This is a genomic window from Massilimicrobiota sp. mt181 (assembly GCF_055420065.1).
This window is the reverse complement of the sequence record NZ_JBVAYN010000001.1, coordinates 98211-117883: the sequence shown is the minus strand read 5'-3', so window position 1 is coordinate 117883 and position 19673 is coordinate 98211. Positions and strand designations below refer to the sequence as shown.

The 19673-nt window shown below is 35.1% G+C and carries 19 protein-coding genes and 1 other annotated feature; of the genes, 6 read left to right on the top strand and 13 right to left on the bottom strand.

Features of this window, described 5'->3' with window-relative positions; all coding sequences use genetic code 11:
- Positions 1-104: 104 nt before the first annotated feature.
- From ACZYT4_RS00565 to ACZYT4_RS00515, 11 genes are all read right to left on the bottom strand, one after another.
- Complete coding sequence (locus ACZYT4_RS00565) at positions 105-1433, bottom strand: putative ABC transporter permease (protein ID WP_463781666.1); 1329 nt, start codon at positions 1431-1433, stop codon at positions 105-107.
- A 73-nt stretch (positions 1434-1506) separates the two neighbouring features.
- Positions 1507-2085 (bottom strand): sugar O-acetyltransferase, encoded by a 579-nt coding sequence (locus ACZYT4_RS00560; RefSeq protein ID WP_463781665.1) that lies wholly within the window; start codon positions 2083-2085, stop codon positions 1507-1509.
- A complete protein-coding gene (locus ACZYT4_RS00555) occupies positions 2082-2552 on the bottom strand; it encodes an RbsD/FucU domain-containing protein (RefSeq protein ID WP_463781664.1) in 471 nt (156 codons plus the stop codon). The genes ACZYT4_RS00560 and ACZYT4_RS00555 overlap by 4 nt, the downstream gene beginning before the upstream one ends.
- Before the next feature lie 73 nt (positions 2553-2625).
- Entirely contained in the window at positions 2626-3612 is a 987-nt protein-coding gene (locus ACZYT4_RS00550) for an ROK family transcriptional regulator (RefSeq protein WP_463781662.1), read from the bottom strand.
- The gene (locus ACZYT4_RS00545; protein ID WP_463781661.1) at positions 3609-3971 is read right to left on the bottom strand and encodes a VOC family protein; all 363 of its coding nucleotides are present in this window, start codon (positions 3969-3971) and stop codon (positions 3609-3611) included. The genes ACZYT4_RS00550 and ACZYT4_RS00545 overlap by 4 nt, the downstream gene beginning before the upstream one ends.
- A gap of 1 nt (position 3972) precedes the next feature.
- The gene (locus ACZYT4_RS00540; RefSeq protein WP_463781660.1) at positions 3973-4704 is read right to left on the bottom strand and encodes an HAD-IIB family hydrolase; all 732 of its coding nucleotides are present in this window, start codon (positions 4702-4704) and stop codon (positions 3973-3975) included.
- Complete coding sequence (locus ACZYT4_RS00535) at positions 4701-5246, bottom strand: NUDIX hydrolase (RefSeq protein WP_463781659.1); 546 nt, start codon at positions 5244-5246, stop codon at positions 4701-4703. The genes ACZYT4_RS00540 and ACZYT4_RS00535 overlap by 4 nt, the downstream gene beginning before the upstream one ends.
- A gap of 39 nt (positions 5247-5285) precedes the next feature.
- Entirely contained in the window at positions 5286-6230 is a 945-nt protein-coding gene (locus ACZYT4_RS00530; protein ID WP_463781658.1) for an AEC family transporter, read from the bottom strand.
- Positions 6231-6232: 2 nt separating this feature from the next.
- Positions 6233-7042: an HAD family hydrolase gene (locus ACZYT4_RS00525; protein WP_463781657.1), complete on the bottom strand. Its 810-nt coding sequence runs from the start codon at positions 7040-7042 to the stop codon at positions 6233-6235.
- A gap of 105 nt (positions 7043-7147) precedes the next feature.
- Positions 7148-10222, bottom strand: a complete 3075-nt coding sequence (locus ACZYT4_RS00520) for an ABC transporter ATP-binding protein/permease (RefSeq protein WP_463781656.1) — start codon at positions 10220-10222, stop codon at positions 7148-7150.
- 161 nt (positions 10223-10383) lie between these two features.
- The gene (locus ACZYT4_RS00515) at positions 10384-10914 is read right to left on the bottom strand and encodes a methylated-DNA--[protein]-cysteine S-methyltransferase (protein ID WP_463781655.1); all 531 of its coding nucleotides are present in this window, start codon (positions 10912-10914) and stop codon (positions 10384-10386) included.
- A 161-nt stretch (positions 10915-11075) separates the two neighbouring features.
- Positions 11076-11308: a binding site (T-box leader), on the top strand.
- 33 nt (positions 11309-11341) lie between these two features.
- On the opposite strand from ACZYT4_RS00515, the gene lysS reads away from it, so the two are divergent.
- The 4 genes from lysS to ACZYT4_RS00495 all read left to right on the top strand — a co-directional run bounded on the left by lysS (position 11342) and on the right by ACZYT4_RS00495 (position 15624).
- Positions 11342-13270, top strand: coding sequence for a lysine--tRNA ligase (gene lysS / locus ACZYT4_RS00510; protein WP_463781654.1), 1929 nt, complete (start codon positions 11342-11344; stop codon positions 13268-13270).
- Positions 13271-13487: 217 nt separating this feature from the next.
- A complete protein-coding gene (locus tag ACZYT4_RS00505) occupies positions 13488-13931 on the top strand; it encodes a GNAT family N-acetyltransferase (RefSeq protein WP_446489453.1) in 444 nt (147 codons plus the stop codon).
- Between the two features lie 137 nt (positions 13932-14068).
- On the top strand, positions 14069-15457 hold the full coding sequence (locus ACZYT4_RS00500; RefSeq protein ID WP_329965654.1) for a zinc-ribbon domain-containing protein: 1389 nt from the start codon (positions 14069-14071) through the stop codon (positions 15455-15457).
- Complete coding sequence (locus tag ACZYT4_RS00495) at positions 15454-15624, top strand: hypothetical protein (protein ID WP_463781653.1); 171 nt, start codon at positions 15454-15456, stop codon at positions 15622-15624. The genes ACZYT4_RS00500 and ACZYT4_RS00495 overlap by 4 nt, the downstream gene beginning before the upstream one ends.
- A gap of 87 nt (positions 15625-15711) precedes the next feature.
- On the opposite strand, the gene ACZYT4_RS00490 is transcribed toward ACZYT4_RS00495, so the two are convergent.
- On the bottom strand, positions 15712-16521 hold the full coding sequence (locus tag ACZYT4_RS00490) for a class I SAM-dependent methyltransferase (RefSeq protein ID WP_055233345.1): 810 nt from the start codon (positions 16519-16521) through the stop codon (positions 15712-15714).
- Between the two features lie 91 nt (positions 16522-16612).
- The gene (locus ACZYT4_RS00485; RefSeq protein WP_055157033.1) at positions 16613-17236 is read right to left on the bottom strand and encodes a class I SAM-dependent methyltransferase; all 624 of its coding nucleotides are present in this window, start codon (positions 17234-17236) and stop codon (positions 16613-16615) included.
- Positions 17237-17862: 626 nt separating this feature from the next.
- On the opposite strand from ACZYT4_RS00485, the gene ACZYT4_RS00480 reads away from it, so the two are divergent.
- Both ACZYT4_RS00480 and ACZYT4_RS00475 read left to right on the top strand, forming a co-directional pair.
- Positions 17863-18687 (top strand): ParA family protein, encoded by an 825-nt coding sequence (locus tag ACZYT4_RS00480; RefSeq protein WP_055157031.1) that lies wholly within the window; start codon positions 17863-17865, stop codon positions 18685-18687.
- Positions 18644-19576, top strand: coding sequence for a ParB/RepB/Spo0J family partition protein (locus ACZYT4_RS00475; RefSeq protein WP_417115279.1), 933 nt, complete (start codon positions 18644-18646; stop codon positions 19574-19576). The genes ACZYT4_RS00480 and ACZYT4_RS00475 overlap by 44 nt, the downstream gene beginning before the upstream one ends.
- Positions 19577-19673 lie beyond the last annotated feature (97 nt).

Here is a 19673-nt window from a genome sequence, read left to right as displayed (position 1 = left end):
TTCTCCTATGATATAGAAAACATCTCCATATATGATTTTTAAAAAATCATTTATTTTTATAGAAGGGAAAGTCAAGATATTTATTATCTATTGCTTTCACTTTTTTATTTTCTCTGTGGAAATTTAGCATTAGGATAAATGCGTTCCATTCTCTGGTTTGGATAATGCTGATCAATAAAAGCTTCAACAGAATTTTGTGCATTGACGAATCCTTTTTGTCTTTCTGAATATCTTTGAATAGCCAGCCCTGATAGAACAATATTCACTGACATAAAAACAACAAAACACCATGAAAGAATAGTCCCTGTTTTCTTTGGTATTTTCTCAATCAAATCTGATAATTTTGGATAAATGACCTTAATCCAAATAACAGCTACAATGCCCCAGAAGAAACAGAATAATAAATTAATACGTCCTCCTAAATTAAAAGGAAGATGGCTATAATCCCAAAAAACTGTTCCAAAAAAGACTTCTGTAAAAACACTACATGCATATTCATAGGCTCCACCTACAACTGTTCCAAAAAGGAAAATAAAGCGATCGCTTTTATGTCGGTATTGATATAATAGTAAGGTTAATAAAGCACATCCAATTCCCCAAACAATTGAAAAAGGCCCATAAATAACACTGCTACGACTCATCCATATACCTGTTGTATAACGACACCATAATGTTTCAACGATGTCTCCTAAAAACGAACCAATCAAAAATAACCATAACAACTTATAAAAAGAACATCCCTCAGCAAAAACAGTTGATTTTTTAACTTTTTCTTCAGTAAGAATTTCTTTTTTATCGAGATGAGGAAATGCATTCACAAAATGTTTAAGCGTCCATTCAGATATCATCATACCTAAACGGTCAGCTGTTCTTTGCATATTTTCTGATACCCCTTTAATGACACCTCTTTTGACACGTGAACGTGTACTCAAAATACCTGTGACTGTTCCAACAAAATCCACTGCCATAATACCACTCATGATAATAAGAAGTATTTCTCCAATGGATGAAGGAATGAAATGAATGGCATTTAAAAGTGTTGGTTGAATAAATTCAACACAAATAATAGCCATCAAACCCCAAAGAATTGTATAAGGCATGTGTACATAACTACCAAACTGAAATCTTTTTCTTGAATAATCCCACCATTTATGGCGAAAGATTTTCTGTAAGAAAAAGCCTGTCATATATACAACAAAGGAAGAAATAATCGCTCCTCCTAAGAACATAAAAAACCACTGATCATGAAGTTCATATAACAAAATAAAAAATAAAACTCCACAAATCCCATAAGATGGACAATAAGGTCCATATAAAAAACCAACATCAATAAATTTTTTACGACGATATGCCGCAAGAATTGTTCCTATGACCCAACCGGCAAAAGAATAAACAAAAAATATCCATAATTGATCATAAATTAACTTTTCCATCATTTCCCTCCAACATAGTCTATATGATACTATCATAGATATATGAATAATACATGAAGAAAAAAGAAAAAAATCAGAAAGATTTCTGATTTTCATCCCATTGTTTCACAACTCGACATGGATTCCCATAGGCAAGACTATGTGGTGGTATATCTTTGGTCACGACACTACCCGCTCCAATCACGCAATCATCACCAATCGTGACTCCTGGCATGACAGAAACATGAGCACCAAACCAGACATTGTTTCCTACACGTATAGGCAATGCAATTTCTAATCCCTGATTACGTTTTTGATAATCTATAGGGTGATTAGCTGTATAAAAACCACAATAAGGCCCCACAAAAACATAGTCACCCATTGTAATCCTTCCACCATCCATAAAATAACAGTTACTATTAATAAAAACATTTCGACCTAACTGAATACGATTTCCATAATCACACATAAAAGGACTGACGATTTCTAGATTATCAGGATAGTAACCTAATAACTGTGTTATAATCTCTTTTCTTTTTTCAATATCGCCTGGTCTTGTATGATCCAAATCAAAACATAAATCTTTTGCTTGGATACGCATTTCTAATAATTGCGAATCATTATTAGCATCATACCATTCTCCACGTTCCATTTTTTCTAATTCACTACTCATGACTTCTCTCCTTTTAAACCATTTTTTAACCATTCCATTGGAATATCCGCACTTGGATAACCTGCTATCAAAATAGCTTGTGCATGAATACCATAATCTCCTGTCTGTACAACAGCTTTACAGCGATCTCTCATCTGATAATATTCAGGAATATAATGCATCACATGAATATTTTTGGCATCAAATAGATTTTCAACAACATGATAATCTTGAGGATTTTGTTGGAGCATATCTTCTGTGACAATAGCCCCTTCAAAATCACCACATTCCACCAATGTTTCAATAACATCCTGAAAAGATGGAGAACCAGCGACAACACCTAAATCCAGATATTCAACATCTTCACTCAATGGATATAAGGACTTGTTTGTTGTCCCACTTCCTGCATCCGCAATAAACAACATTTCTCCGTGACGTATTTTCGCAACAATAGTAGCTAATTCAGCATTCAAAATTCTTTTTTTCATCATTTCACCCTCACTTATTAAAAGTCTTTTAATAAGTATATTATGCCATCTTCTTATAAAAAAATCAAGTTTTCTAAACTTGATCTAATAAAACCTTTAAACTTAACAAATAAATACCTTGCATATAATATTCATGATAATTGTGTTGATAATATATTTTCGGCATAAAAGCTTCTGGTATATATTCCAGACAAATTTTCTCAATAGACTCTATATCACTCGCCAAAATAGCTTCACCTGTTAAAACAACAATAGAAGGATTTAAAATAGAAGCAAGACAACACAGTGATAAAGCCACATTTTCAACAGAATAATCAATATGTTGTTTTTGTGAGAGAAAATGAAAAAAAGGCAAATAAAGAATTTCTCCTGCAATTTCATTTCTTCCTTCTAGCAACTGACCATTGATAATACTGCCACATCCTGGTCCACTATTGAATGGATAAGTCAAAAAACAAATATCTTCATGAAGCTGATGTGAAGCATAATAACCATATGCTGTATAATTCATATCATTTTTGATCATGATAGAACAAGATACTTTCTGTTCTAATTGCTCTTTAAGAGTCCAGCCTTTGAGTTCGGGAATATCAGATTCAATAAGTACACCATTAGAGACAATAGCAGGGACTCCTATTCCCATCATTTGAATATGTGGATCTCGATGATATATATCTACTATCTCTTGAATGATAATATCATGTTTGAGTGAATCAAGCTTGATTGTATCTTTTTGAAGAGTTTGTGATAAAGTATTTTTGATTTCATAACAAAGATAGTCCTGATGATTTCGTCTTTGAATAGAAATAGCCAAAATATGAAAAAAATCTTCATGAATCATAAATCTTTGTGTAGGTCTTCCCATTGCTAAATGAACTTCATCACTGACTTGAACGATACCTTTATGAACAAAATCATTCAAAATAGTCCCTACTGTCGCAACCGTCAAAGAAGAAAGCTGTGCCAATTCTTTTTTAGTCATATGTGGATTTTCAATCAACAACCTTAAAAGCGTATGATCATTTTGTTGTCTTAATTTTCCTGTTCCTATTCTTGTCATGATAGACTCCTTATTACTGGGGTGCTACATTCAATAGGATTTCCCTCACTGTCTATAATTTCAGCTACCCAGTTATCTTTAATCTGTGTTAAAGGAAAACAGATTGTTTTTCCTTCCATCTGTTTTTTTAAAACTTCCAATGATTCAAATTCAAAACTTGGCAGACAATTACTTCCAAAAATATGTTCTTCGTTAACTTTTTGATAAGCAAATAAACCTAAACGAAATCCACCAATATCAAATATGCTATAAATATCATCACGAATTGTGACTGATTGTTGTAAAAACTGTTCATAAAAAGATATAGCACGTGCCATATCATGTACACATAAATACATGGAATAGATACGACAAAACATATTAATCCTCAATCATTGTAATTGCTTCACTAATAGATGAAACAATATGCGTAGCCTTTTCTTGAACAATTTGTGGTGACTCATGAAATGTAAATGAACAATCAGCGCTTTCTAACATAGGAATATCATTATAGGAATCACCGATGCCATATACCATATCTAAATGCAGCAATTCCTTTAATTTTTTAATAGCTTCTCCTTTAGAACATCCTCTTTTGACAATATCTATATATTCTTTGTTTTGAAAAGCCATAATATCTGGATATGTTTCATTTAAATCTTGTGTCCACTGTTTAGCCTGTGATTCACTCATAGCATTGATTGAAAGTCCAAAAATATGTTCATCTCCTATACAATCAACAGATTCTACATAGGTTTGTGCAATAGGAATTTTTGAATCTTTCACTAATGTATAAATACGAAAATCTGCCTGAATAGAAACTTCAGCTTTATTATGATATTGCTGATAAATAGCTTTCATAATATCTTTGGATATTGTCTGTTCATATAACACATGACATTCTTTATCTAAAATACAGGCTCCACTGCTGACAATATAAAAATCTGGTTGAATACAATCTTTGAGATAATGTTGTACACCAATCAATGGTCTACCTGTACATAATCCAAATAAATGATCTTTTTGAAAATCAATAATGGCTTGTTGATCACTATCTTTAATGCCATCTTCAAAATATAATGTTCCATCAAAATCACTGGCTAATGCTTTCATTGTGTATCTCCTTTTAAATAATGATCTATCATTTGTAATTCTTCTATTTTAATGCAATGAGGAATTTGTTTATGTAAAACAAGTTGTTGGCATTTGGTAAGTGGCATCCATCTCACTTCATCCACTTCTTCTTTTTGTAAGACAAAATCACCATCATACCACAAGACATAAACATGTGAAACTTGGACATTATGAAATGGTTTTTCATGAAATACATTGTGACTATTGCTGTAACTTGTGCCAATATAATGCAGTTCACTTTTTGTAGCTGTAACCCCTAATTCTTCTTTTAATTCACGTAATGCCGACGTTTCAAAGTCACTTCCTGCTGGGATATGTCCAGCACTTGAAATATCATAACATCCTGGATAAGAATCTTTATTAAGGCTTCGTTTCTGTAAAAGAATTTCTACATCCTGTTTTTTTCTTAATAACCAGACATGGCTTGTACGATGACGAATACCATGACGATGAGCATATTCTCTTTCAACAATTTGTCCCGTTGGATTTCCATTTTCATCAACAACATCTAAATATTCCATTGACACATCACCTCTTTTTATTCTACTACAATTCCTATTTTAAATAAAAGATAAAATTCTTAAAACCCATATCCAAAACGTTAAAGAAAAACCACTCAGTAACGTTGTTAACATGACAACATTACTGCTTAAAACACCAACATGCCCCATATTCTTTGCCATAACATAACATGTTACTGTTGACGCAGAACCTAACATAACCAATATAGCAATTAACTGTTCCTGACGGAAACCTAACATAATCGCAAATGGTAAAAACAGGAGACAAAATCCAAAGAGCTTAAAGAAAGAAGCTGCACAGGCCGGTTTGATTTGACTGATGGCTTTATCTAAATGAAATGATGCTCCCATAGCTATCAGACCTAATGGTGTCGCCATATTAGCAACATAGGATACACTCTTAGAAAGAATAGCTGGCATTGGTAAAGAGCATAAAGACCATAAAATCCCTACGGCAATTCCAATAATAATCGGATTCTTGAGTATTCCTAAACATGTCTGTTTTAATAATTCACGATTCATTCCTTTCGATTGAGGCTGATAGAAAGACAGTATGATGACTGCAAATATATTATATAAAGGCACACTGCCAATAATCATTAAAGGTCCCATTGTTGAACTGCCATATATATTCTGAATCAATGCCACACCAAGGAGTGCAGCACTACTACGATAAGTTGCCTGAATAAATTCACCTTGAATACTCTTATCTTTTAAAAGTTTTGACATCATTATCGCAATCAAAATACTGATAAGTGTCACAACAAAACAAAAAGCGACAAAAGAAAAATTCCATACCTTTAAAAAATCAACTGTTGCCAGATCTTGAAACAAAAGAACTGGTAAAGGAAGCATAAAAACAAAACGATTTAATTGGCTGGCAAATGCTTCACTGATCCAACCCAACTTTTTTAAAACCATTCCTAAAACCATCATCAAAAATACAGGAACTGTTGCATTTAAACTAAATAATAACTGATCCATGTTTAAACCTCTTCTGGAAATAATATTTTTAAAATACGTTCTAAGCCTTGATTTTCTATAGAACAACAAATTAAATCTGCTTTTTGTTTTAGTGTTTCAACTGCATTTCCCATTGCAACACCCACTTCACAATATTCAATCATTTCCAAATCATTCAAGCCATCTCCAAAAGCATATGTCTGTTGACGACTTGCATGATAGTAATTCAATACTTTTTGAATACCCACAGCTTTAGAAATCGTTGGTGAAAAGAATTCAAAAGCATTTTCACTACCATGTTCATCATGATGAATCACACTGCCAAATTTATCCTGTATATAATTTTCTATCTTCGCCTTATCTTTATTTAAAACATTAGCTTCTATCTTGATTGTTCTTTTTAAGACTTCATCTTTATCAAAATCCAACTGGAACATCTCTTTCATACCTGCTTTGGAAAAGAAATCATAAAGTTCATGATAACTGGGATCAATATAAATCGCATCGGCTGTTTCTAACATATAGTCACATTGTAATTCCTCCAGCATTTGAACAGTTTTGACACATAGCTGATAATCCATTCTATCTTCATAAATGGATTGCCCATCAATTTCCACATATCCTCCATTAGCTAATATATATCCATCAAAACCAACACTTAATAAATTCTGATTCATCATGGCTTTGGGCCTGCCACTAGATATCAAAATTTTATGTCCTTGAGACTGAATCCTTTTCAATTGATCAAGAGCCCCCTGAGGTATTTGAAAAATACCTCTCGTTGCATCCAATAATGTACCATCAACGTCAAAAAATAATATTCTTGATTGCATATGATCACCCCTCACATATTTGATATCTATTATATAGGTTTTTTCAAAATTTTGCTTTCTTTTTTCAAGAATGGAAATAGAAAAAGACAAACTTGTCGTTTGTCTCTATTCACTACGCAACGCTGAAACAGGGTCACTCTTAGCTGCTTTGCTGGAAGGAATGATACCCCCAATCAAAGTCAGAACAACGCTCAGTACAACTAAGATAATTCCACCGGCAACTGGTAAAGAAGCACTAACATCCACGTTACCAGCAATCGAATGAATAATCATGTTTCCTGGTATCAGCAATAACAATGTAATCACTATACCTAAAACCCCTGCAAGCAATCCTATAATAAATGTTTCGGCATTGAAAACTTGTGAAATATTACGTTTTGATGCACCTATTGCACGTAAAATTCCAATCTCTTTTTGACGTTCTAAGACACTGATATACGTAATAACACCAATCATAATAGAAGATACAACTAAAGAAATCGCAACAAAGGCAATCAATACATAACTAATTACATTAATAATATCTGTTACTGATGACATTAAAGTTCCAACATAATCCGTATATGAAATCACTTTATCTTCATCTGTTTTTTCCATTTTTTCATTATAATTATCCAAAATATCAATGACATTTTGTTTTGTTTCAAAATCTTTTGGATAAATATTAATACCACTAGGTTGATCAAAATCAGCATAACCCAATGTTTTTAAATTATTTTCATAAGTTGAAGTTTCTGTTGTCATGAGTGATACCATCAATTCAGATAATTCTTCTTCACTCATATTCATTTGTATTGCTTCAGCAAATGCAGTTGGATCAATTCGTATCGCTGATTGCATATTTTGTGCTAAAGTTCCCATTTGTTTAGACATTTGAGCACTGATTTGTTTTTCCAAAGATTGAGTGATTTGAGCTGTATATTGACTCATCATAGTTTGAATTTGATTGGTTAATAATGTTTCAAACTGCTCTGTTAAACCACTATCTTGAAGTAATTGAATAACATTTTGTTGAATCAAGCTTTGAGCACGAGATGTTTCAATGTAGCTCATAAAATATGTTTGCATCTGGGTTGGATCCATTAGCTGATTTTCAACCATATAATTTTGAAAGTCTGTCGTTATACTTTGACTTAAAGCTTCAATCTGTTCTCTAGTAAACTCAACTTTCAATTGTGATAAAATAGCATCCATATCAATAGATGGCATATCAGACATATCTAATTGAATCTGGCTTAAATCCAGATTTCCCATTCCTTTTGTTAATTGGCTTTCATCCACAGAAAAAGCACTCTTTAATTTATTAGCATCAATTGTAAATAATGAATTCATATCAAAATTCTTATTATTTGCTTCATTAAAGGCATTACCAGTAAAAACATCAATAGTCTTATTTTCTAATTGTTTTTTTACAATTTCACTATTTTGTGCCTGTTCAATAACATGCGTTGTTAAAGAATGCGGATAACCAATACCTGTTTGAAGCATTGTCGCTGTTGTTCCTTCTGTTGGTTGAACAATCCCCACAATTTTTATAGTTTCACCATCTTCAACTAGCTTTTTCATATAGGCTTCATTATCTGTCTTATCTCGATAAAGATTATATTCTTCATCATATTCATAATAATCAGTAGCATTAACAAGCTTAAATTCTTTTCCTAGAACATCATCATATGAATAAGTCGTATTATTCTCTGGAGTTTCAACCTCTTCTTCTTTAGAGAATTTATCTACCATCTCATCAAGCTCAGAAAAATCTCTTAATCCCAAAGTATAAGACATCAAATCATTAATTTTCCCATTTTGTGTTAAAACCAGAACACACTCATTATAAGCCTTAGGCCAACGTCCTGCTTTCACATCATATTGATCTGTATATAAACTTTCATCACTAGGCATTTCATAAAAGACATCAGTGCTCATAATTGTTGACATCATACTATTACCACTACTTGAAGAACCTAAACCTAATGACTGGAATGATTTATCAGGATGAACCTGTCTAACGTTTTCGGTATCTGTACTATAGATTTGTGGAGAGACATTGTACGTATATTCTACTGCATTTGTATAATCCTGAATATGGCTATCATGGCTATCTAAATATTCCTTTAAAGAAGCCAAATCATTAGAGCCAATCTTTGAAAACATATTGGTAATCATTTGAACAACTTGTATCTGTCCATCTTTCTTATTCTCACTTTGACTATCCTGAACATCTACCATCATAGATGTCATATCAAAACCTGTGCTTTGTATTTGCAGTGGATATTCAGATAATGTTTCCTCTTCAATCGATTGAATATATTGATTGACACCATTAGAAAGCGATAATATCAACGCAATCCCAATAATACCAATTGATCCTGCAAAAGAAGTTAAAATCGTACGAGCTTTTTTCGTACGTAAATTATTAAAACTCAAAGATAAAGCCGTTAAAAAAGACATTGAAGATTTCCCCATGTTTTCATGTCTTGGTTTCTCCAGTTCATTTTCACTGACTTCATATGGATCAGAATCACTACGGATTGTTCCATCTCTTAATTCCACAATACGTGTAGCATAAGCTTCAGCTAGTTCTGGATTATGTGTAACCATCACAACAAGACGATCTTTTGCAACTTCTTTTAACAGTTCCATAACCTGAACACTGGTATCACTATCTAATGCACCAGTGGGTTCATCTGCCAGTAAAATATCTGGATCATTAACCAAAGCTCTCGCAATAGCGACACGCTGCATTTGTCCACCAGACATCTGATTTGGTTTCTTATGCCCTTGATTACCTAATCCTACCTGTTCCAAAGCCTGTTTTGCTCTCTTCTTACGTTCTGCTTTAGAAATACCAGATATCGTCAAAGCCAATTCAACATTAGCCAGGACAGTCTGATGAGGAATCAGATTATAGCTTTGAAAGACAAAACCTATGGTATGATTACGATAGGAATCCCAATCTCTATCTTTATATTTTTTCGTAGAAATCCCATTAATGATTAAATCTCCCTTATCATAACGATCTAATCCACCAATAATATTAAGAAGTGTTGTCTTTCCACTTCCACTTGGTCCTAATATCGCAACAAATTCATTATCTCTGAGATTAAGACTCACGCCATCCAATGCTTTTTGAACCAAATCTCCTGTTCTATATTGTTTATATATATTTTTAATTTGTAGCATTCTCTTATCCCCTTTATATAGAATATATACTATTAAATCCTTTTTATTTGAATTGAAAATGAACATTTATATATTTCTATCGTATATCGACATATTTCCCCGGAAATAGTCCTCTTTTTATATATTCCCACAAAAAAAGAATATACATACTTATATATTCTTTATCTCTGGCGAGGTTCATATAAACGTGTCATATCAACATTTTCTAATTTTAATAGCTTGATTTTATTATCAATACCACCCGCATATCCTGTTAAGCTTCCATCTTTTCCTACAACACGATGACATGGAATAATAATAGATATGGGATTATGCCCAACAGCTCCACCTACTGCCTGAGCTGACATTGTTTTTTTATTTAATGCTTTTGCCACCTTTTTAGCAATTTCCCCATAAGTCATTGTTTGACCATAAGGAATCTCACACAATATTTTCCATACCACCTGCTGGAAATGTGTGCCTTTGGGTGCTAATTTTAAATTATTGATTGAAGGTTGTTTTTGATGAAAGTAATCATCTAACCATTTTTTTGTTTGTATCAATATAGGAAGATCATCCTTCTTAAGGATATTTTCTTTGATATTTCCTAAAAAGTATTTCTGTCCTTCAATCCATAATCCAATGAGGGTATCTTCATTACTTACCAATAAAAGCTTCCCTAAAGGTGATTGATAATATGTCTGATAATGCATAAAGCTCACTCCTTGCTATTATTTTATCATTCCTTATTTTTCTATACAACTTTCCTTTTGATGTATAAATCAAATTCTTCGTGTCTATCATATGTAGAATAAAATGAAAAATGTCGGACTTGACAACAAGAAAGTTTATTTATATAATACAGGCGTATAGAAAAAAGGCGATGAATAGAAGAGTAATTGTTATGATTGATAACAAGAGAGTCCTGATGGTGGAAATGGATAATCATAGTAACAATGAATAAAGACTAGGAGCCGTATTTTGGATCGTATGTGATAAAATAACGTGTGCCGCGTTACAGGCTAGACTCTGATAGGAGTTGAAAAGGTTTATGCAGTGATGCATAAATGAATGAGGGTGGTAACACGATAATCTCTCGTCCCTTGCGGATGGGAGTTTTTTTATTGGAAAGGAGATATTATGGAAGAAAGACATTTTAGTGAACAAGAATTAGTAAGACGTGAAAAGTTAAATTTTTTAAGAGAAAAAGGTATTGATCCATTTGGACAAAGATTTGATGTCACTGCTTTTTCAACAGAAATCAAAGAAAAATATGCAGGAAAAACACATGAAGAATTAGAAGAAGCTGCGATTGAAGTCAAAGTTGCTGGAAGAATTATGACAAAACGTCGTAAAGGTAAAGTATGTTTCATGCATATTCAAGATAAAGAAGGGCAAATCCAAATTTATGTCAGAAAAGATGTTATTGGTGAAGACAGTTATGAAGTTTTAACAAAAAGTGATATTGGAGATATTGTCGGTATTGTTGGAACTGTTTTTGTGACAAATACTGGTGAATTATCTGTCAAAGCTTCTGAGTATATTCACTTAACAAAAGCATTACGTCCTTTACCTGAAAAATATCATGGTTTAAGTGACGTTGAAGAAAGATATAGAAGAAGATATGTTGATTTAATTATGAATGAAGAAGCAAGAAAGATTGCTTTTACAAGACCAAAGATTATTCGTTCTATTCAACATTATCTTGATGGTTTAGGATATACTGAAGTAGAAACACCTGTCTTAAATCCTATCTTAGGTGGTGCTTCTGCTCGTCCATTTATTACACATCATAATACTTTAGATATTAATTATTATTTAAGAATTGCGACTGAATTATCTTTAAAGAGATTGATTGTTGGTGGTATGGATGCTGTTTATGAAATTGGACGTTTATTTAGAAATGAAGGTATGGATAGAACACATAATCCAGAATTTACAACAATTGAAGTTTATAAAGCATTCAGCGATTTAGAAGGAATGATGGACTTAACTGAAGGTATCATTTCTCATGTTGCTAAAGATGTTTGTGGTACATATGATATCGAATATAAAGGTCATCAAATCTCTTTAGCACCTGGATTTAAACGTATTTCCATGACTGATGCTATTAAAGAAAAAACTGGTATTGATTTTGCGGGAGATATGACTTTTGAAGATGCCAAAAAATTAGCTGAAGAACATGGTATTGAATTACAGCCACATTTTGAATATGGTCATATCATTAACGAATTCTTTGAAAAATATGTAGAAGAAACAATTGTTGATCCTACATTTGTTTATGGACATCCTGTAGAAATTTCTCCACTAGCAAGAAAGAATCCTCAAGATCCTCGTTTCACACAGAGATTTGAATTATTTATCTGTGGTAATGAATATGCAAATGCATTCAATGAATTAAATGATCCTGATGATCAATATGAAAGATTTGCAAATCAGTTAAAAGAAAAAGAACTTGGAAATGATGAAGCTAACGAAATGGATTTAGATTATGTAGAAGCTTTGGAATACGGATTACCTCCAACAGGTGGAATGGGTATGGGTATTGATAGACTTGTTATGTTATTAACTGGACAAGAATCTATCCAGGAAGTTATCTTATTCCCACAAATGAAGACCCTCGGTGGTGTAAAATCCGAAAATGGTGTAAAGGATAAAGAAGTTTCTACACCAAATTCAGAGCCTGAAAAGATTGATTTCTCTAAGGTAAAGATTGAGCCTTTGTTTGAAGAAGATGTTGATTTTGATACATTCTCAAAGTCTGATTTCAGAGCCGTTAAGGTTAAAGAGTGCGTAGCAGTACCGAAATCAAAGAAGCTGTTGCAGTTTACTCTTGATGACGGAACAGGCACAGATAGAACCATTTTAAGCGGTATTCACGCATATTATGAGCCGGAAGAACTTGTCGGTAAGACACTTATTGCAATCACAAATCTTCCTCCGAGAGCAATGATGGGCATTGACTCTTGCGGTATGCTCCTGAGTGCAGTACACGAAGAAGAAGGCGAAGAAAAGCTCCATCTGCTTATGGTAGATGACCATATTCCGGCAGGTGCAAAGCTCTACTAAGAAGTACCGTTTTACCCTACAAAACGAGATGTACTTCATTTGTGAAAAAGCTCTGAAAATACACAAATACACCAAATTTACACCAAATGGTGCTTGAAACGGTGCAGAGCCTTAAAAATCGCATAATTTTCAAAATATATGGGCAGTCCCAATCGGGATTGCCCATTTTCAAAAGTATGATAAAAGTCTAAAATGAAATTTAACAGAGTGGTTAATTATGAAGATTCGGGAAATCAAAGAAAATAAAAAACAATTCCTTTCATTACTGCTATTGGCAGATGAACAGGAAAATATGATAGACCGCTATCTTGAAAGAGGCACTATGTATGTGCTTAATGATAACGGTGTGAAAGCTGAATGTGTTGTTACGGATGAGGGCAACGGTATTCTTGAAATAAAGAATATTGCGACCGTTCCAGAATATCAAGGTAAAGGCTATGCCAAAGCCTTGATAGATTTTATTGTTAAAGAGTATGCCGACAATTATTCCGTTTTACAGGTCGGAACCGGCGATAGTCCTTTGACAGTTCCATTCTATGAAAAGTGCGGTTTTGTTCGTTCTTATATCATACCGAACTTTTTTACAGATTATTATGACCACCCAATATTTGAATGTGGCGTCAGGTTGGTGGATATGGTGATTTTTCAAAGAAACCTATAAACTAATGCATTCAAGCCCTTTGAGAGAGGAGAAATCTTTTCTCAAAGGGCTTTTTCTATTTATACAGATATTCGCAAACTACAAGTAAAAGCCAAAACCTCATATACTCTAATCACAGAGGAAGTGGAGGTTTTGATATGAGTAACAGTTTATCGGCAGTACATCCCGAATTAGTTGCCGAGTGGTCGGATAGGAATTTACCGCTGACACCGGACAGCATAACTTTCGGCTCGAATAAGAAAGTATGGTGGAAAGGTGCTTGCGGTCACGAGTGGGAAACAAGCGTAAAGGCTCGTTCCAACGGCGAGAAATGCCCGATATGTTCAGGTGCAAGAGTAGTCACTGGCATTAATGATTTAAGTACATTGAAGCCGGAATTGGCTTCTGAATGGTCTGAGAAAAATAAAATTAAACCGACAGAGGTATCTATTGGTTCACACAAGAAAGTGATATGGAAATGTAAATTGGGACACAAATGGATAGCCACTGTAAAAAGCAGAACCATCAACAAAACAGGCTGTCCGTATTGCTCTCATAATAAAGTGCTTGTCGGATTTAATGACCTTGCAACCCTGTTCCCGGAAGTTGCAGACGAATGGTCTGATAGAAACGAAAATAGCCCAACAGAAGTTATGGCGTTTGCAAACAGCAAGGCTTGGTGGAAGTGCAGAACCTGCGGTTATGAATGGAATACTCTTATCTCTACACGCTCAGGCGGCAGTAAATGTCCCTGTTGCAGTGGCTATACATTTATAAAAGGCAAGAATGACCTAAAAAGTACACACCCACAGATAGCCAAAGAATGGTCAGAGAAAAACTATCCTCTGCAACCGGATGAAGTCAATGCAAAGTCGAGGAAAAATGTATGGTGGCATTGCAGAAAATGTGGAAACGAGTGGAAATCAGTTATCAATGCCCGTGTGAAAGGAACGGTTTGCCCTGTCTGTGCAGAGCGAGAAGTGCTTGCCGGATACAATGACCTTGCAACGACAGATAAGCAGGTTTTAGAAGAATGGGATTATGAATTAAATAAGTTGAAGCCCACAGAAGTTTCAAGAAATTCGGCAAAGAGAGCGTGGTGGAAATGCAGATACGGTCATTCTTGGAGTATGAAGATAAACGAGCGTACTGTTCTCAATAAAGGATGCAGAATATGTGAGCAGGAGTATCTGTCATTGTTCCCGGCTCTTGCAATCAGTTATTATGCCAATTTGAAAGGATTGAAAGTTGAACTTGGCTCTGATAGGTTATTCGGCATTCCACTTGATGTATATATTCCACTGGAGCAGGTTGCCATTCAAGTGAATACGGACTCGGAGAAGATAGATATACTAAAGGAACATCTCTGTAAACAACGTGGAATCAAACTCATTAAGTTGCCGATGAAGCCAAACGAAGTGGAACCCGAATATGCCCAGCGTATCAAAGCGGCATTTCAGAGCGTACATATATTTATATCTTCCGATACAGAAGAAGATGTTAAGATAATCAGGAAAATATTTAAGAACTGGAGGAACAGCCGATGAGAGAAAAGAAATATCACATTTACCTAACCGATGATGAGCAAAGCAGAGTGATACAGTCGCTTATCAATCTGAAAAATAACCTCATAGTACAAGGAAGATACACTGATGCAGTTGACGATGTCCTTTGCAAGGTGCTGACAGCCAAGAAAAAGAAAGTCAAAATCTAATATATCTAAACACACAAAAGACCGCCTACACCTTTATAATGTAAGCGGTCTTTAATTATGCTTCGTGAAACTGAAATTTTACGGTAGTTAATTCAATTTCAAACGAAGAATTATTACCTGTTTCTTCTTCTCTGCAACCTTCATAGATACTTTTGTAACAAAAGAAAGTTTCTTCCCTAACATCTTCAATGCTTCTGGAAAGAATGTCTTTTCTTCCAATAATTCCATACTACATTTGTTTGCAAATTCTTTGCTATCGTTAATACCAAAATACATAATAGCACTTGCATTTCCTGTACGTTTGATAAACCAGTTCGTAAACTTTAATCCACTCTCACTTGTAGCGTCAAACAACATCTCACCTTTTGGAAATGCTTTTCCACACCCCTTAATAAATGCTATGATTTCTTCTTCATGGAAATATTGGAACACACCTGACACAATTAGCAGTGTAGGAAGCGAATTGTCTATTTCCTTTACCCATTCCAATTTAAACATATCGCCTGCAATGAGCGTTTCATTTTTTCGCTGACCAAATACTTTTTTTCTTGCCTCTATTACTTCTGGCAAATCAGTCTCATACCAATGTACAGTTCTGTTTTCAATCTTATCACTTAAACGGTCATAAGCAGTCTCTAATCCTGCACCAAGATATACAATATTACTTTCTGCGTAACTTTTTGCAAACGCAATAACTGTTTTGTCCATATTGTAATAACGTGCTACCGATGCCATATTGCTATATTCAGAAGAACCTTTATCTACACCTTGTGGTAAATACTTCTCCAACTCAAGAGCCTTTTCATCCATAAAATATTCTGGAAATTTTTTAGAGATATTGATTCTTGCCACTAACGGAACAAATAACGTATTTGCAACACCATCAAATTTATTCATAATCTACCTCTTTCTTTAGTTAGTTTTTGCTGACCAATCTAACATATGAAGTTTATTTTGTAAAGTATCTATCACTTAGAAAAATTCAAATTTAATAATTAGTTTTTTTCGCAATCAAAACTCCAACAGGAGCTAAACCGCCATCCACCAAATTCACTTTGACGACTGTAAAGCCATAATCCGCAATAAACTCACAAAAATTTTCCTTGTTCCATTCTTTGTATGCTTTAAATCCTGTAATAGACATCAATCGCTTTCGTAAACCACTTGATTTTTTCTCTGCCCATAAGAAGGTTGGTGCGTACAAAATACCATCTTTTTTTAATACTCTACGAATTTCCTGCATTGCTTTTTCAGGCTCTGGCATAATGTGCAGTGCATTTGAAATTACTACACAATCAAAATTTTCATTCTCATATGAAAGTGCCGTTGCATCGGCTACGCAAAAACTAAGTTTTTCTGTTGTACCTCTCCTTTTCGCTTGCTTAATCATATTTTCCGAAAAATCGGTTGCCGTCCAGCTATTAGTACAATCAGACAATGGGAAAGATAGCTGCCCTGTTCCACAAGCTAATTCTAATACATTCATATCAGATTTGAGATAATCTCTAATATATCCGCAGATTGCATTATAAAATTTCTTATCTGACTCCATCAAAGGTGCATATATTTTTGCAAGTCGTTGCCAATAACCCTTGTTTGCCTTGTCTTTCATATCAAAATCTCCATTTTATTCAATAATACAACTTCAAATATTCCTCTGTGTTTTATTATACATCATAAATGTTAAAATTTCTACCCGACGTCTATTGACCTTGATTGTGAGGAAAATAGGCGGCTTTTTTTGTCGCCTAAAAATTTTTTGAAATTTTTTCGGAAAAGCAGCGATTTTGGGTGTCCAAAATGAAGCCTTTTGTGCAATGAGTGAAGGGGTTAATTCCTGATGATGAAAACGGAAGCCTTTTCAATTGTTCTTTGACAATTGAATACACAGGTCGTTAAGACTTTAATTCTGATGATAGCCACTTTAGCAGGTACGCCGAAACTTCTGAAAATTTCAGAACAGCGAGAACTCCTGCTATGAGTATCGGATTGCAACCGATATGGCGATGACGGTCAGAAAGATAATGATACTTCTCTACGGAGCTGGCGGAGTACCCGGCAGAGGTTAGATTCCTATGATACAGATAAGCAGTCTGTTCCTTAACGACTTCCCGAAAGCGATATGCTTGGCAAGGGATATTGAGAATAAATATTGCCACGACCGTTTAGGAAATGAAACGGTCAAGTACATAGTCATATTTTATTGGCTATGAATAAATTGAAAGGAGGACGCAAGGGGTGTCAAACTGCAAAACGATTGCCATATGCAATCAAAAAGGCGGAGTCGGAAAGACAACGACAACGGTTAATCTTGGTGTTGGTCTTGCAATGCAGGGTAAGAAAGTGTTGCTCATAGACGCAGACCCACAGGGAGATTTAACTACTTGTCTCGGTTGGAGAGATACAGACAACTTGGGTATCACGCTTGCAACGAAACTTACAGATGTGATTAGTGAAACGATGAATGACCCGACAGACGGTATTCTGCACCACGAGGAAGGTGTTGACCTTTTACCGGCGAACCTTGAACTTTCGGCGATGGAATATAACCTGATGAACGCTATGAGCAGAGAAACCACTTTGAGGAATTATTTGAGTCAGGTCAAAGACAGATACGATTTTGTCTTGATTGACTGTATGCCTTCTCTGAGTATGGTAACACTCAATGCTCTATCTGCGGCAGACAGCGTGATTATTCCGGTGCAGGCACAGTATTTGCCGGCTAAAGGTATGACCCAGCTTGTGCAGACCATTTCAAAAGTCAAGAAGTATATCAATCAGGATATTAAGATAGACGGTATGCTTCTTACTTTGGTGGATAACCGCACAAACCTCGCCAAAAGTACGGTGGAAGCGTTGCGGGAGAATTTCGGAAATCAGATTAAGCTGTATCGCACATCTATTCCGATTGCTGTAAAAGCCGCAGAAACTTCTTCCAAAGGGAAGAGCATTTTTGCATATGAGCCAAACAGTACGGTGTCTAAGGCATACACCGAATTTACGAAGGAGGTGTTAGCCGATGGCAGGAAGAAAGAGCGACTTCACTCTCACGAGGCTCGATGACCTTTTTACAACGCAGGCACAGAGAGAGGAAGAAAGACTTTCTAAAATCCGAGATATTCCATTAGAGCTGATTGACGATTTCCCAGACCACCCGTTCAAGGTCAGGGACGATGAAGATATGCAGCAGCTTGTCGAGAGTATCAAGGAACGTGGAGTAATTACTCCGGCAACGGTAAGGCAGAAAGAGGACGGAAGATATGAACTCGTATCCGGTCACAGACGAAAACGAGCAAGCGAACTTGCCGGTTTTGAAACGTTAAGATGTGAGGTTGTTGACCTTAATCGAGATGAAGCCACAATTCTAATGGTGGAAAGTAATTTCCAAAGGTCGCAGATACTTCCCTCTGAAAAAGCCTTTGCCTACAAAATGCGTTTGGACGCTATGAAAAGGCAAGGATTTCGTTCTGATTTAACTTCTGCCCCAGTGGGTCAGAAGTTCTCGGTGGAACAAATTGCAGAAAATTCTGCTGATAGTAAAACGCAAATCCAGCGTTATGTTCGCCTTACAAACCTTGTTCCCGAACTGCTTGAATTTGTCGATGAAGGGCGAATTAAAATGCGACCGGCGGTAGAGCTTTCGTATCTTGACGAAGATTGTCAGCGTGATGTGGTTGATGAGATTGATATGAACGACGCAACTCCCTCTCACGACCAGACTATCCGTATGCGAAAGTTTTTCGATGAGGGCAAACTGACAACCGAAGCTATCCAAGCCATTATGTCGGAGGAAAAGCCAAACCAGAAAGAGAAGATTGTGCTAAGGGGCGACAGAGTGCGACAACTCATCCCGAAAAATATCCCAATCAGCCAAACGGAGGACTTCGTGTGCAAGGCATTGGAGCATTACAACAAGTATCTCAGGCAACGGGCAGACCGTGATAGCAGATAGCCGATTTTGTTACTCCCCCTTCTCACACTCTACCCCCTAATACCTACTGTTTACTTGCTGAAAAGATATATTCTATCTCACTTGAATATACCTATCT

Excerpts from the sequence above, each read along its gene's own strand:
- ACZYT4_RS00565 (WP_463781666.1), bottom strand. The coding sequence starts at position 1,433 with ATGGAAAAGTTAATTTATGATCAATTATGGATATTTTTTGTTTATTCT.
- ACZYT4_RS00560 (WP_463781665.1), bottom strand. The coding sequence starts at position 2,085 with ATGAGTAGTGAATTAGAAAAAATGGAACGTGGAGAATGGTATGATGCT.
- ACZYT4_RS00555 (WP_463781664.1), bottom strand. The coding sequence starts at position 2,552 with ATGAAAAAAAGAATTTTGAATGCTGAATTAGCTACTATTGTTGCGAAA.
- ACZYT4_RS00550 (WP_463781662.1), bottom strand. The coding sequence starts at position 3,612 with ATGACAAGAATAGGAACAGGAAAATTAAGACAACAAAATGATCATACG.
- ACZYT4_RS00545 (WP_463781661.1), bottom strand. The coding sequence starts at position 3,971 with ATGTTTTGTCGTATCTATTCCATGTATTTATGTGTACATGATATGGCA.
- ACZYT4_RS00540 (WP_463781660.1), bottom strand. The coding sequence starts at position 4,704 with ATGAAAGCATTAGCCAGTGATTTTGATGGAACATTATATTTTGAAGAT.
- ACZYT4_RS00535 (WP_463781659.1), bottom strand. The coding sequence starts at position 5,246 with ATGGAATATTTAGATGTTGTTGATGAAAATGGAAATCCAACGGGACAA.
- ACZYT4_RS00530 (WP_463781658.1), bottom strand. The coding sequence starts at position 6,230 with ATGGATCAGTTATTATTTAGTTTAAATGCAACAGTTCCTGTATTTTTG.
- ACZYT4_RS00525 (WP_463781657.1), bottom strand. The coding sequence starts at position 7,042 with ATGCAATCAAGAATATTATTTTTTGACGTTGATGGTACATTATTGGAT.
- ACZYT4_RS00520 (WP_463781656.1), bottom strand. The coding sequence starts at position 10,222 with ATGCTACAAATTAAAAATATATATAAACAATATAGAACAGGAGATTTG.
- ACZYT4_RS00515 (WP_463781655.1), bottom strand. The coding sequence starts at position 10,914 with ATGCATTATCAGACATATTATCAATCACCTTTAGGGAAGCTTTTATTG.
- lysS (WP_463781654.1), top strand. The coding sequence starts at position 11,342 with ATGGAAGAAAGACATTTTAGTGAACAAGAATTAGTAAGACGTGAAAAG.
- ACZYT4_RS00505 (WP_446489453.1), top strand. The coding sequence starts at position 13,488 with ATGAAGATTCGGGAAATCAAAGAAAATAAAAAACAATTCCTTTCATTA.
- ACZYT4_RS00500 (WP_329965654.1), top strand. The coding sequence starts at position 14,069 with ATGAGTAACAGTTTATCGGCAGTACATCCCGAATTAGTTGCCGAGTGG.
- ACZYT4_RS00495 (WP_463781653.1), top strand. The coding sequence starts at position 15,454 with ATGAGAGAAAAGAAATATCACATTTACCTAACCGATGATGAGCAAAGC.
- ACZYT4_RS00490 (WP_055233345.1), bottom strand. The coding sequence starts at position 16,521 with ATGAATAAATTTGATGGTGTTGCAAATACGTTATTTGTTCCGTTAGTG.
- ACZYT4_RS00485 (WP_055157033.1), bottom strand. The coding sequence starts at position 17,236 with ATGAAAGACAAGGCAAACAAGGGTTATTGGCAACGACTTGCAAAAATA.
- ACZYT4_RS00475 (WP_417115279.1), top strand. The coding sequence starts at position 18,644 with ATGGCAGGAAGAAAGAGCGACTTCACTCTCACGAGGCTCGATGACCTT.